This is a genomic window from Chloroflexus sp. (assembly GCF_034432675.1).
Lineage (GTDB): Bacteria > Chloroflexota > Chloroflexia > Chloroflexales > Chloroflexaceae > Chloroflexus.
This window is the reverse complement of the sequence record NZ_DAOUBI010000169.1, coordinates 21017-34646: the sequence shown is the minus strand read 5'-3', so window position 1 is coordinate 34646 and position 13630 is coordinate 21017. Positions and strand designations below refer to the sequence as shown.

Below are 13630 nucleotides of genomic sequence, written 5' to 3'. Positions count from 1 at the left end.
GTCCAGCGTCCAAGGCGCACACCCTGGGCGCGGAAGCCAATGGTGATGGTCTGTCCCGGTGTGCCGGGGGTGGTCTCGATGTAGATATCGTTCGAGTTCGCGGTTGGGATGGTGCCTACAATTGGGCTGAAGCCATCGTTGCTGTAGATATTCGCCCCGCGATTACCGAACGCATTCTCAACACCGACAGTGACATAGCCGCCGTCACCGCTGGAGAGAACAGGACCGTACGAGTAGGTAATGTCTTCAACACCGTTCAATCCGATCCAGATCTGGAATGTATTCCGTTGAGCGTTGTTGCTCAAGTTCGGTGCGTTTTCCTACTCCAGAATCAACCAGCAGGCATTCGCCGGATTACTGCGCGGTCCAAATCCAACAAGGTAAGTATAGTAGCTCCCTCCAGCACTACCATCGAGGTCGGTCCAGAATGCACCCAGCGTATTGTTCGGGTGGGCAGGGTTGGGGAAGGTACGATTGATAAATTGCCCATCCGCTGCTGTACCGCCGCCAATTATAGCGTACCCATTGCTGACCATACCGATGGTATTGTACGTTTGCCCGGCGAGGACAAACGGGCGACTTAGGGTGAAGAATGCCGGAATTGAGTGGAAGTCAGCATCGAGGCTGTTTGGTGCTAGCTTGTAGAGGATCATACCGATTCTCCCACCGGCTGCCACATTCGCTCTCTTCGCGACGCGGGCAATGACTCTTCGCCGGCACACAACGATCTGTCCGATGAATGTGCCGGCTGCTGCCGGATTGAGAGACAGCGGGTCGGCAGCATTGACCACAACCGGCGCAAGTGTCGAAATCCCGGTGTCGCTCGAAGCGCCGACTGCGATGAACGTTCTGCTGCTTCCCTGCACCGTTAATGTACTGAGGTGCGACAGCTCCGAAGTGCTGGCACTAACCGTCGCTCCCCACGGTTTGCGGTGGTTGACCGTATCGGGAGCTGGGCTAGCGTTCCCTGCTGATGCCGAAACCAGAATCTCGGCATTGTAGGCGATAAGAAATGTGAGTAAGGCGATGTCGCTGCATGGATTGATACCACCGCTGATCGAGAAGTTGATCACGTGCACACCATTGCGGATCACCTGCTGCACGGCGCTGCCGAGTCGGTCGTAAAGCATCCCAGCTCACCGCACACTTTGTAGTTTACGATATATGCCCGTGGCGCGATGCCGGAAATGATCCCGAATCCCCGGCTGCCATCACTGGCCGGAACACCACGATTGCCGGCTGCCGTTGAAGCGGTATGTGTACCATGTTCATCATCATCGTGTCCGGAGCGGAACTCATCTGGTTCGGTACCGACAAAAAAGTCGTAGGCTGTCATGAAACGATACGAACCCATCAGCTTGTTATGGCAGGTGAATGGTGCATCGCCGAGTGTCGTGCTGCCGAAATTACATGCGCGGAGACCACCGGAATTACCCGGTGCGGGCGGTGGTGGAGCGTAGGGCTTGCCAAGCGGATCGGGATCGGAGAACGACGGATGTTCGGGCCAGACACCACTGTTGAGGACGCCAAAGATCACGCTTTCACCGGCAAATGCCGAACCACCGCCACGATTCCAGGCCGTGGTTGCGCCAATAAACGCCGGGGTGCGGTAGGTCTCGATGCGCTCAATCCGGTCGTTAATCACCTCAACCACATTCGGTAGCCAACGCAACTGGTCGAGATGAATAACCGGAGCGGACAACGAAACACTGCCGATGATCAGATCCAAACGGTGAGTGACGATCAAACCGGGGATTCGCTGTTGCGCCTGGGCGATCAGCGCATCAAGTGCGGCATACAGTTGATGCAGATAGGCCTGGGCTGCGGGGGCATTGATGTCAGTGATACCGTCCTGCACCATAAACGAGGTGAGTGATGGTAAGTCGATTTTGAGGAAGACGCTGGCAAGGGTGCCGTCACGTGAGAGGGCCAGATTTTTGTTGACAGCCACATCTTCACGGCTACTTGCAGTGAGGGCTTCGATAGTTAGTGGCGTTCCGGGCGTTGGGCGATCAGGGCGTAGTTGCGCTTCTACGGGGCGTAACGGCATAATTTCGGCCAGTGCGATCGATAGCAGTACTGTCAATGCAATCAGGTAGTTGCGTGAAAATGGACGACTCGTGTGCCCCCTTGATTACACAAAAACAAGACAACAGTATACTCCCTTGTATGGTGTCATGACAGTAAGATCTCACCTTCTTGTTCAGAAAACAGAACAAAAATTCCCCAGGTACGGGCCATAGCATGTACCCTGAATATCCACTCTGTGCTTAGCTGCAAAGAACAATGTTTATTGTGATAGAAAATTTGTAAAGTTTCAAGAGATTAACGATTGGTCGATCAAATTGTTGAGATTAATAGAAGAAAAAATGTTTATTTATTCGATAAAAAGTTTGTTATAAATCGTTTTAGGGTCAACGTAATCATAGGCTTTCATTTCTGCCAGCATCTACGTATTAGGTGGGCTGCTACGCGATGATCCTGCTTCGAGGCTAGTAATTCCACATAATGGCATGTTGCCTGTACCCATGGTCTACGCCGACAATGTTGGGTGTGCAGAATTGATCTCAGTAAACCCGGAAGCGTGAGCCGTCGGTTTGCCTTGAACCCAGTACCTGTGTGAATGTGCAGAACCAATGCCTCGCCGGTGCTATGCCCGGTGCCACTTCAGCGCGGGGATCACACCTGAACGATGCGTCGCTGTGTGTAAAAGCTGGTGTGACAGGCTCTCGTCCATGGCAGTGCTTCCAACGACCCAGCTGCCTGACCATGGTAATCAGTTCTCTTTCACAATACATTGATGTAGAGGCTGGCTGCCAAGAACCTACAGGTATCTCATTCTCGCATGGCTTTGTCGGTGTCTCCCCTTCACACTTCTAATATATTGCTAACACAGCGCTGATGACTATCTAACATCGGTTTTTTATCTACAGAGACGTACACCTTTTACATCATCATCGCTGTATCGGCCCGACGCAGACGCGGCGCCGATGTACGTTGACGATCAAGGAGGTGGTGTGTCATGACGATGGATCTGGGTCTGCTCATCCTGCAACTGGTTGTTGGGCTGCTCATGATGGGGCACGGTGCCCAAAAGCTGTTGGGCTGGTTCGGTGGTCATGGCCTGCGGGCAACCGCCGACTGGCTGGCAAGTATGGGGATACGTGCACCACGTGTCTGGGCGCTGATGGCCGGTCTGGCTGAGTTTGGCGGCGGCCTACTCTTTGCCCTCGGCCTCTTTCATCCGCTTGGCTCACTGGCAATCATTGCCGTCATGATCGCAGCAATCGCTCTCGTTCACTGGTCGCATGGATTGTGGATTAGCAACGGAGGCAGTGAATACAATATTGTTCTCCTTGTACTGGCCGCGGTGATAGGGCTGCAGGAACCCGGTGCCTATACGCTTGACCGCGTCCTCGGGTTTGCCCTTCCACAGCCCCAAACCTTCTGGATTGGCCTGATCCTCGTGTTGGTTGGTCTGGCTTTCGCTCTCCTGAGCCGGCAGCCGCGCACGACGATGGCTTCGGCGAATGGTGCTAGTCAGGCCGTTCATTAGGCAAGGTGGGGTAGTGCCTGAGACTACCCCCAACCATGAATAATGAGGAGGTCGTCTGTGCACGTTAAACCATTGAACGATCGGGTTGTGGTCAAACCAAAGCCGCGTGAAGAGAAGACAAAAGGCGGCATTTTCCTACCCGATACCGCAAGCAAAGAGCGCCCGATGGAGGGTGAGGTGATTGCGGTAGGTCCGGGTCGTCGTGCTGATGACGGTAAGCTGATCCCGATGAGTGTTAAGGTCGGTCAGCATGTGCTCTACGCTAAATATGCTGGTACGGAATTCAAGATTGACGATGAAGAATACCTGATTCTTCAGGAGAAGGATATTCTTGGTATCATTGAAGGGGAGTAAGTAGTATGGCGAAGCAACTGATCTTTGATCAGCAAGCCCGCACAGCGCTGAAACACGGTATTGATACGCTGGCTCTGGCCGTTAAGACGACCCTCGGTCCTCGTGGCCGTAATGTTGCGCTCGATAAGAAGTGGGGTGCCCCGACGGTAACCCACGATGGTGTGAGCGTTGCCAAAGAGATTGAATTGAAAGATCCGTTCGCCAACCTTGGCGTGCAGTTGCTCAAGCAGGCCGCAGTTAAGACGAATGATGTCGCCGGCGACGGTACGACGACAGCAACCGTTCTGGCCCAGGCGATTATCAACGAGGGTTTGAAGCTGGTTGCAGCCGGTGCTAATCCGATGCTGCTCAAACGCGGCCTCGACAAAGGTGGTCAGGCGTTAGTGGCTCGTATCAAAGAGCAAGCCATTGCGCTCAAGACCCGCGATGAGATTCGTAATGTTGCTACCATCTCGGCCCAGGATGCCGAAGTCGGTGAATTGCTGGCTACGGTGATGGATAAGATTGGCCGCGATGGTGTCGTAACGGTCGAAGAAGGGAAGAGCACGCATCTCGAGCACGAGCTAGTCGAAGGTATGCAATTCGACCGCGGGTATATCTCGCCCTACTTCGTCACCAACTCTGCCCGCATGGAGGCAGTGCTCGATGAGCCATACATTTTGATTACCGATAAGAAGATCAGTGCGATCAAAGATCTTTTGCCGATCCTTGAGTTAGTGCTGAACAGCGGGAAGAAGGATCTGCTAGTCATCGCCGAGGATGTTGATGGTGAAGCGCTGGCAACGCTGGTCGTCAACAAGCTGCGTGGCACGCTCAATGCTCTGGCCGTGAAAGCACCCGGCTTCGGTGATCGGCGCAAAGCCATGCTCCAGGATATTGCTATCCTCACTGGTGGTACCGTCATCTCGGAAGAGATCGGTCGCAAGCTCGAAAGTGCCACCCTGCAAGACCTCGGTCGTGCTCGCCGTGTCAAGGCCGACAAAGATAACACTGTTATCGTTGAAGGCTACGGCGACAAGCAGGCCATTCAGGCTCGGATTGCCCAGCTCAAGCAGCAGATTGAAACCACCACTTCCGATTACGACCGCGAGAAGCTGCAAGAGCGGGTGGCGAAGTTGTCGGGTGGTGTTGCCGTCATTAAGGTTGGCGCACCGACCGAACCGGCCATGAAAGAGCGCAAGGCTCGCGTTGAAGATGCGCTTAACGCAACCAGAGCTGCGGTTGAAGAGGGCATTGTGCCCGGTGGTGGTGTTGCGCTGCTGAATATAACCCCGGTGCTTGATAATGTCACTACCCAGTTTGAAGAAGAGCGAATGGCACTCAATGTCCTGCGCCGGGCGCTCGAAGAGCCACTGCGTCAGCTTGCCACCAATGCCGGTGAAGATGGTTCGGTGGTGGTCGAGAATGTGCGCAACGAGCAGCGAAAGCACAACAACAACCACTACGGCTACGATGTGATGACCGGTGCCTACGTCGATCTGATGCAGGCCGGTATCATCGACCCGGCGAAGGTTGTGCGATCCGCCCTCGAAAATGCGATCAGCGTTGCCGGTATGGTGCTGACCACCGAGGCCTTGATCGTCGATGCACCCGAACCGAAGAAGAAGAACGGTACGCCACCGATGCCGGACGATGACTTCTAATCCAATCCGGTAGGCACAATGACACGTGCGCATGTCGCAAATCTCCGACATGCGCACGTTTTGCGTTCTTACTGAACTTTATGATCTGCTGAGTCACGCTGTGCAGGAGTGTTGTGATCCTGCACAGCATATCACATCAAGTCTGGTCTAATAGAAGTTATTGCACGCTACCAGTTATCTCCCTCAGTGGCATCCTTGAGCGCTACACTGTAGTGCGCACGTGTTGGTATTCCTCTAAAGGAGCGTGCCTCCGAATCACTTCCAATAAACACAGCCCATCGTGTCTGCTTCCAGCAGGCTATTGCAATCCTGAGCAAACTCGTGACCGTGGGAGCCATCTGCACTGGAGTTCCCGCCCCCAGCGGGGGCGAATTAGGGTGGGGGCGTGTCGCACGCCTGGCCGCACTCCTGTACGGCTCTGATAACCCGCAAGAGGTGCAGTGTCAGGCAGATTTGATCTCAGACAGATCAACCTCAACTACACCCGCGTAATATACTCACCGGTGCGGGTGTCGATCTTCAACACATCACCTTCATTAATAAATGCCGGCACTTCAATCACGGCACCGGTCTCCAGGGTCGCTGGCTTGGTCACATTGGTTGCAGTGTCGCCACGGACGGCAACGGTTGTCTCGACGACCTTCAGATTGACGAAAATCGGCAATTCGACGCCAATAATCGTATCCTTCTCCGCGTCGTAGACCAGATCGACCGTCTCGTTCTCCTTCATAAAGCGCATCGCGTCGCCAACCAGCTCCGCTGAAACCGGAACCTGGTCGAAGGTGTCGTTATCCATGAAGATGAAGCTATCACCCTCACGGTAGAGATATTGCATCGGTCGCCGCTCAATCCGCACGATGTCGATTTCCGCGCCGGCGCGTACCCGATCTTCAATCACTTTCCCGGTCGTGAGGCTCTTGAGCTTCATGCGGACAAACGCCCGCCAGTTGCCTGGTGCCACGTGCTGAAATTCAACCACCTGGTACAGATCGTTGTTGTAACGAATCACAATTCCATTGCGCAAATCAGAGGTTGTTCCGGCAGCCATCTCAATATTCTCCTTGTTTTGTTTGCATAACAATACACAAGCCGGGAAACCGCCGTTGCCCGGCGAATGCTACCACTATAGGCTGATTCGGGATTCTGCGCAAGTTGGTTGGCGAAGAGACCTCTCTGCGACCGCTGTGCGCTCTTCCATCCCCATCTTTTGACTGATCAGGTAATGACCGGTCTCAGGTACAATAGCAACTAAATCGATCCCGTTTAAGGCTTCATCCATACAGGAGCACATTCTTATGAAGCTTGTCTTGCCGAGCCTGCTACGCGATGAACTTCTCCCGCGCATTGCTGCGGTTGCCCCCGATGCCACAATCGTCTGGTACGACCGTGATGGTCAACCAGAAGCCCCTATCGACGATGCCGAGGTCCTTCTACGCTGGTTTTTTACCGCTGAACAACTGTCACGTCTGGTGCGACAGATGCCGGCGTTGCGCTGGCTGCACATTCCCCGTGCCGGCGTAGACGGCTCGCTCATTCCCGAAGTGCTGGAACGTGATATTATCGTGACCAATTCAGCCGGCGTGCATGCCATCCCGATCAGCGAGTTTGTCATGCTCTTTGCCCTGAGTCATGTCAAACAGGCCTCTCATCTGCACCAGTTGCAGGCTGCCCATCGCTGGCGCGACCAGGACCTGCAATTACGAGAGCTGCCCGGCAGTACGATGCTGATCATCGGCCTAGGCCAGATCGGGCAGGCTATTGCCGAACGTGCCAGCGCCTTTGGGATGCGGGTATGGGGATCGCGCCGTACTCCACGCCCAACCCCAGGCGTCGAGCGCGTTGTTGGTGAGGGTGAATGGCGATCATTACTTCCGGCAGCCGATTTTGTTGTCATTGCCACCCCGCTCACACCGGCAACACGCCACATGTTTGGCAGAGCAGAGCTGGCGCTGATGAAGACTGATGCCTATCTGATCAACATTGCCCGCGGTGAAATCATCGACGAAGCAGCGTTGATTGAGACGCTGCGCGAACGGCGGATTGCCGGTGCCGGCCTCGATGTGTTTGCTCAGGAACCACTACCCCCGGATAGCCCGTTCTGGACACTACCGAACGTCTTTGTTACTCCTCACGTATCCTGGAGTTCGCCGCACATCCGGTCGCGTACCCTTGATCTCTTCGCTACCAATCTACGAGCGTTTCTCCAACAACAGCCAATGATCAATGTTGTGGACAAACAGGCCGGGTATTAGTCCAGTACACACTATCCATGTTATTCTGAAAACAATGAGCAGATACCTGTTGTACCAATCGCTATAGTAAAGAGGAGAACGCCTGCATGACCTCAATGACCGACCGCCTCGAAGCACTCTTCGCCAGCCGGGTGCGCGATGTAGTGCCGCCCCTGTTTGGTGCTGCCGGTGAACCGGTGCGTCCCCTGATCAGCCTGTCGTATGGGCTGGCCGATCCGACACTCTTTCCCCGTGCCGAGCTGATGGCTGCCGCAGCCGAAGTACTGGCTTACGAAGCTGCCGAGTCACTGAACTATGCAATGTCTTATCCCGGTCTGACCGATCAGATTGTGGCTCGCTTACAGGCTGAAGGTGTGGCCGCCCAACCCGAACATGTCCTGGTCGGCTACGGCTCCGGACAGATTCTGGCGCTTCTGCCGGAGATATTCGTAGAGCCGGGTGACATCGTAATCATTGAAGCACCCAGCTTTCTCGGTGCAGTGCGGCGCTTTGTTCAGTCGGGTGCGCGTCTGATCAACATCCCGGTTGATGAGGAAGGTATGAACGTCGAGATGCTGGCCGACACCTTGCGCGACCTGGCGGCAAATGGTCAGCGACCGAAATTTATCTACACCATTCCCACCTTCCACAATCCAACCGGCGTGACCATGACCCTGCCCCGGCGTCGGCAATTGGTGGATCTGGCAGCGGAATACGGGGTACCGGTCGTTGAAGACGATGCCTACATTGATCTCCGCTTTACCGGCGAACCATTACCTTCACTGGCTGCCCTCGATCAAGATGGTTGGGTCATTCGGGTGGGTACCTACTCCAAAATCCTGGCGCCCGGTTTGCGGATTGGCTGGGTGCATGCCCGCCGCGAGATCATCGACCGCCTGCTGATGGTGAAGGCCGAAGGCACCACCGGCCCCTTCATCACCCGGGTTGTTGCCCGCTTCTGTGCCGATGGCCGCCTCGAACGGCACATCGCCACCCTTAGCCAGCACTACGCAGTCAAGTGTGCAACGATGGCAGCGGCCATTCGGCGCCATTTTCCGGCAGAAGCCAGCTTCGTCATGCCCGCTGGTGGCTTCTTCATCTGGGTTCGGTTGCCAAAAGGGGTAAGTGCCCGTGCCTTACTTGAAGCCTCACGTGCCCGTGGCGCGGAATTTCTGGCCGGCACCGCCTGCTTCGTTGAACGGGAACGCGGTGATAATGCAATGCGTCTTGCCTTCAGCTTCCAGAGCAACGAGCGGATCGAAGAAGCAATCGCGATTATTGGCTCGGCCTTTGCCGATCTCTAGGAGTTCAAAAAAATCGTAGTTATCTCTTCGTGCATCGAGCACATTACATAAAGTGCTCGATGCCCTTTCTTCCCCACGTGCCTACTCGGCAATGCGGTTGGCGCAATATGGCGTGCGGCAGCCATGCTGCCGCGAGTGCTCGTCCGTCAGGTCGGTCAGCGCAGTGATTGCCGTCTTTGGAGTGCGGCGCCATGCTGCCGCGTGTGCTCGTCCGCCAGGCCGGTTGGAGTGCGGCGCCATGCTGCCGCGAGTGCTCGTCCGCCAGGCCGATCAGCGTAGGTAATTGCCGTCTTTGGAGTGCGGCGCCATGCTGCCGCGTGTGCTCGTCCGCCAGGCCGATCAGCGTAGGTAATTGTTGTCTTTGGAGTGCGGCAGCCAGGCTGCCGCGAGTGTTCGTCCGCCAGGCCGGTCAGCGCAGGTAATTGTTGTCTTTGGAGTGCGGCAGCTATGCTGTTGCACCCACCGTCCTCCGTCCACACAAACAACCTGCCTGAGCACGTTTTACCTACACCGGAAGCACCTACACCGGGTTGCACCCACCGTCCTCCGTCCACACAAACAACCTGCCCGCCATGCACCACCTGCCACGCAATGATCGCCGTTTTTGGAGTGCGGCAGCCATGCTGCCGCATGTGAACGTCTGACCATCCGGTCAGCTGATACCATTCTGCCACCCGTGCCCACCAGGCAATGCGGTTAGCAGACACATCCTGCCATTTGTGCCTATCCGGCAATGTAGTGAGCGCAGTATGGTGTGTAGCAGCCATGCGGCTTATCAGAACCTATTTCAAAAATGTCTACTGGCAGTTAGATTATTCTTTCCCGACCGTCTCTATGATCGTAACGAGCACATCTAGCCCCTCCGCGACAACTATACATTACCCACATGTCGCGCTGCGTTAGGCCGGGTTGCAAGCACTCCCTGTAGCGCGGGTTTCTCGTGGCGTGGGCTTCTAGCCCGCGTGCAGGCATCTCCGTCACCGCCGTCAGGTGCTGACGTCCGTCGGTGTACAGGCACGAACCTGGTATAACCAAACGTCTACGCACAGGTATCGCATGCATGCCCGACCGACTCGATGATCGAAACGATCACCTCCAGCTTCTCCGTGACCAGGATGGGTAACGGTATGCCACGCGCCGGATCGTGAGCACAGCTGTTGCGGCAGCCATGCTGCCGCACTTCAAACTGCGTGACACGCGCATGACGAGCGGGTACGGCGATCCATCCAGCACGTGCTGGCACGGCTGGAGCGGCGCACTGCCAACAAGACAGGGGTGATTGCCAAGCGTTCATGCACTTGGGCTACAGTAGCACGATAGCACAGCTTTTATGAAATGAGTTCTACTTACATCTTACCCACGAGTTCTCCCCGGCAACGTATGCACTGACATACCTGCTACAAGCACATCTGTAGAGAAAAGGAAGGAGGGTAGGTGAAGCTATTGCCTTCACCTACCCCGCCTGTCAGAATGCTGCGAATGTGCTCTGATTACATCCAGGCTGCCCGAACGTTACTCCTGTTATATCCGGCCTACTCCGCAACGTGGCTGAAGATGTCGGTCTCGGAGATAATCCCAATCGGCTCGCCGTTCTCAAATACCGCCAGCCGGCGAATATTACGCTCGACCATCAGCGCTGCGCATTCGGTAATCGGCGTATTCGGGCTGACACTCAGCAATGGCCGGCTCGTCAGATCACCGACGGTCAAACCATCGATGGCCCGGCCCTCACGCACGACCTTCTTCAACACGTCACGCATGGTCATAATGCCCCATTCGCCACTGGCGTCAGGTTTGACAATCACCGAATGGATGCCACGTCCATGCATATAGATCGACGTCTCGCGGAGTGAGGCTTCCGCCGGTACTGCCACCACTGCCCGCGTCATGACGGCACCAACGCTACCATGCGGGTAGACGCGGCCATCGGCGCGGCGCAGAATCTCCGGGCCGAAGGTCGGGGTGGGATGTGGCACATCGCCGGCAACGATCTTCTCCATATTAGCGATAATCAGGCTGGCAAACTCCGAGGTCTTCACCTCGCGCGCCCCTTCCATCAGACGGGCAAAGTCGTATGTCACCGTCTTGTCGGCAATGGTGCGCTCGAGGCCGGCGATGATCAGATCGGCGGCTTCCGTCCAGCCCATATAGCGCAGCATCATCTCACCCGACAGAATGACTGAGCCGGGGTTGACTTTGTCGAGATCGGCATATTTTGGTGCCGTGCCGTGGGTTGCCTCGAAGATAGCATGACCGGTGACGTAATTGATATTACCGCCAGGGGCGATCCCGATGCCACCGACCTGGGCCGCGAGGGCGTCAGAGAGGTAGTCGCCGTTGAGGTTCGGCGCAACAATCACATCAAACTCATCGGGGCGGGTCAGAACCTGCTGGAAGATAATGTCGGCAATGGCATCCTTAACCAGAATCTTACCGGTGGCCAGCGCCTCTTTCTGCTCGGCATTCGCCGCTGCTTCACCCCGCGCAGCCTTCGTGCGCTCCCATTGCGCCCACGTATATACATAATCGCTAAAGGCACGCTCAGCGTACTCATAGGCCCAATCGCGGAAAGCGCCCTCGGTGAATTTCTGAATGTTCCCCTTGTGCATCAGGGTGATGCTCTTGCGCTTGTAGGTAATCGCGTACTGAATTGCCGCTGCCATAATGCGCTCGGTACCGATGCGGCTGATGGGCTTGATCCCGATGCCAACCTCAATCTTCCCTTCCGGTTGTTCGCCGATCAGTTGGCGGAATTCATCGGTCTTTTCAGGCGTGCCGAAGCGAATCTTGTCAAAATCTTTCGGGAATTCACGCTGCAAAAACGCGATAATCTTCGCCGCTTCTTCGCTACCGCCGCGATACTCGATGCCGGTGTAAACATCCTCCGTGTTCTCGCGGAAGATGACCATATCGACCTTCTCCGGGTGCTTGACCGGCGAAGGAACACCGGCAAAGTGGCGGACCGGTCGCTGGCAGACGTAGAGATCGAGATGCTTGCGCAAGGCAACGTTCAGCGAGCGGATGCCGCCGCCAACCGGGGTTGTCAATGGGCCTTTGATCCCGACCAGGTACTTCTGAAACGTCTCAATTGTCTCGTCGGGGAGCCAGTTACCCGTCTCGTGAAAGGCTTTTTCGCCTGCCAACACCTCAAGCCACTCGATCTTACGCTTTCCGCCGTAAGCCAGTGCAACCGCCGCGTCGAAGACACGTACACTTGCCCGCCAGATGTCACGTCCGGTACCGTCACCTTCTACGAACGGAATAATCGGATGATCGGGTACTTGCAAGCGCCCGTTACTGATTTGAATGGCTTCGCCTGCTGGCGTCGGTTTCATGGTGACTCTCCTTAAACATGCCTTACAATAGATTGCGGCCTGTATTATAGCCGACAATCGCTATCTTGACTACTATGACCATGCAATGTAATCCCGTTCTGTTGCTCAACATCTGTCTATCTCATGAACTGGATTCATCCATATCTGGCATCATAATCATTGCCAACTGATCTTCATCCATCGTACATTATTACTTGCAAAGGTTTTTGCGATTTGTTGCACGAAGAATTTTCATAGTTCGTGCTGATTGACACAACCTTGAAGACAGGTATAATTCCTTTGACACCGCCATCCGTGTCGGTAGATTCTGCGATAGTATGCTGAGGGGCCGTCTATGCTTGAGTCATATGTTCCGGTACTGATCTTGTTTCTCATCGCTGTTTTCATTGCTGCGTTCGTGATCACGTTGTCGGCCCTGCTCGGTCCGCGTCGCAGCACGCCGCGCAAGCTGGCGCCCTACGAGTCGGGGATGGATCCGGTTGGGCCGGCAATCCGACGCATTCCGGTGAAATTTTATGTGGTAGCGATGCTCTTCATCGTCTTCGATATTGAGGTGGTGTTCTTTTACCCGTTCGCGCTGGTGTTTCGTCAGCTCGGCCCTGCCGGTCTTGCTGCCATGGGAGTCTTTTTCCTGGTGCTGCTCGTCGGCTTTGTCTATGAATGGAAGAAAGGGGCGTTGCGATGGGAATAGAGGAGAAGGCTGGTAGTCTTGGGATTGTGACCACAACGCTCGAGACGGTTGTCAATTGGGGACGGACAAATGCCATGTGGCCCTTACTGTTTGGTCTGGCTTGCTGTGCCATCGAGATGATGGGCGCACAGGCGAGTAATTACGACCTCTCGCGCTTTGGCATGGAATTGAACCGCGCTTCGCCCCGTCAGGCCGATCTGATGATTGTCGCCGGGCGTGTATCGCGGAAGATGGCGCCGGTTGTGCGTCGCCTGTACGATCAGATGCCCGAACCTAAGTGGGTGATTGCGATGGGTGATTGCGCCGCCTGTGGTGGTATCTTCAACAACTACGCTATCGTCCAAGGGGTTGATGAGGTAGTTCCGGTCGATGTCTACGTCGCCGGTTGTCCGCCACGTCCTGAAGCATTGATCGACGGCATTATGATGCTGCATCAAAAGGTGATGCGCGAGAAGATCAGTGGCAAGAAGGAGTCTCCCATCCGTATTGATCAGCCGCTTGTGCAGGTGAAGTAGT

The 13630-nt window shown here is 55.4% G+C and carries 12 protein-coding genes and 1 pseudogene; 7 read left to right on the top strand and 6 right to left on the bottom strand.

The genetic code is table 11. The annotated features are described in order from the left end of the window. The 3 genes from VAE55_RS12605 to VAE55_RS12595 form a co-directional block, all read right to left on the bottom strand. Nucleotides 1–305, bottom strand: a 305-nt coding sequence (locus VAE55_RS12605; protein ID WP_322816126.1) for a hypothetical protein, incomplete at its 3' end; no start/stop codon positions are given. Between the two features lie 15 nt (nt 306–320). Continuing rightward, on the bottom strand, nt 321–1130 hold the full coding sequence (locus VAE55_RS12600; RefSeq protein ID WP_322816125.1) for a PA domain-containing protein: 810 nt from the start codon (nt 1128–1130) through the stop codon (nt 321–323). Beyond that, on the bottom strand, nt 1091–2086 hold the full coding sequence (locus tag VAE55_RS12595; protein WP_322816124.1) for a S8 family serine peptidase: 996 nt from the start codon (nt 2084–2086) through the stop codon (nt 1091–1093). Before VAE55_RS12595 ends, VAE55_RS12600 begins: the two co-directional genes overlap by 40 nt. A 936-nt stretch (nt 2087–3022) precedes the next feature. Between VAE55_RS12595 and VAE55_RS12590 the strand changes: the two genes are divergently transcribed. From VAE55_RS12590 to groL, 3 genes are read left to right on the top strand one after another with little or no spacing between them, the layout of a single operon-like run. Continuing rightward, nucleotides 3023–3556: a DoxX family protein gene (locus tag VAE55_RS12590; RefSeq protein ID WP_322816123.1), complete on the top strand. Its 534-nt coding sequence runs from the start codon at nt 3023–3025 to the stop codon at nt 3554–3556. A gap of 57 nt (nt 3557–3613) precedes the next feature. Beyond that, entirely contained in the window at nt 3614–3910 is a 297-nt protein-coding gene (gene groES / locus VAE55_RS12585) for a co-chaperone GroES (RefSeq protein WP_012258739.1), read from the top strand. Between the two features lie 5 nt (nt 3911–3915). After that, nucleotides 3916–5553, top strand: coding sequence for a chaperonin GroEL (gene groL / locus VAE55_RS12580; protein ID WP_322816122.1), 1638 nt, complete (start codon nt 3916–3918; stop codon nt 5551–5553). Nucleotides 5554–6031: 478 nt separating this feature from the next. Here groL and efp read toward each other — a convergent pair whose 3' ends face one another. Further along, nucleotides 6032–6601 (bottom strand): elongation factor P, encoded by a 570-nt coding sequence (gene efp, locus VAE55_RS12575; protein ID WP_322816121.1) that lies wholly within the window; start codon nt 6599–6601, stop codon nt 6032–6034. Between the two features lie 247 nt (nt 6602–6848). On the opposite strand from efp, the gene VAE55_RS12570 reads away from it, so the two are divergent. Next, entirely contained in the window at nt 6849–7805 is a 957-nt protein-coding gene (locus VAE55_RS12570) for a D-2-hydroxyacid dehydrogenase (protein WP_322816120.1), read from the top strand. A gap of 86 nt (nt 7806–7891) precedes the next feature. Continuing rightward, nucleotides 7892–9088, top strand: a complete 1197-nt coding sequence (locus tag VAE55_RS12565; protein WP_322816119.1) for a PLP-dependent aminotransferase family protein — start codon at nt 7892–7894, stop codon at nt 9086–9088. A 1532-nt stretch (nt 9089–10620) separates the two neighbouring features. Here VAE55_RS12565 and VAE55_RS19165 read toward each other — a convergent pair. Beyond that, the gene (locus tag VAE55_RS19165) at nt 10621–10977 is read right to left on the bottom strand and encodes a cyclic nucleotide-binding/CBS domain-containing protein (RefSeq protein WP_416181198.1); all 357 of its coding nucleotides are present in this window, start codon (nt 10975–10977) and stop codon (nt 10621–10623) included. Between the two features lie 108 nt (nt 10978–11085). Next, nucleotides 11086–12423 (bottom strand): annotated as a pseudogene (gene icd, locus VAE55_RS12560) (NADP-dependent isocitrate dehydrogenase); the annotation flags it as partial. Nucleotides 12424–12757: 334 nt separating this feature from the next. Between icd and VAE55_RS12555 the strand changes: the two are divergent. Together VAE55_RS12555 and VAE55_RS12550 are read left to right on the top strand one after the other, a co-directional pair. Further along, nucleotides 12758–13114, top strand: coding sequence for an NADH-quinone oxidoreductase subunit A (locus VAE55_RS12555; protein WP_012258748.1), 357 nt, complete (start codon nt 12758–12760; stop codon nt 13112–13114). After that, nucleotides 13105–13629 carry an NADH-quinone oxidoreductase subunit B family protein gene (locus VAE55_RS12550; RefSeq protein ID WP_322816117.1) on the top strand — a complete coding sequence of 175 codons (525 nt, stop codon included), beginning with the start codon at nt 13105–13107 and terminating at the stop codon, nt 13627–13629. Before VAE55_RS12555 ends, VAE55_RS12550 begins: the two co-directional genes overlap by 10 nt. The last annotated feature ends 1 nt before the right edge of the window (nt 13630 follow it).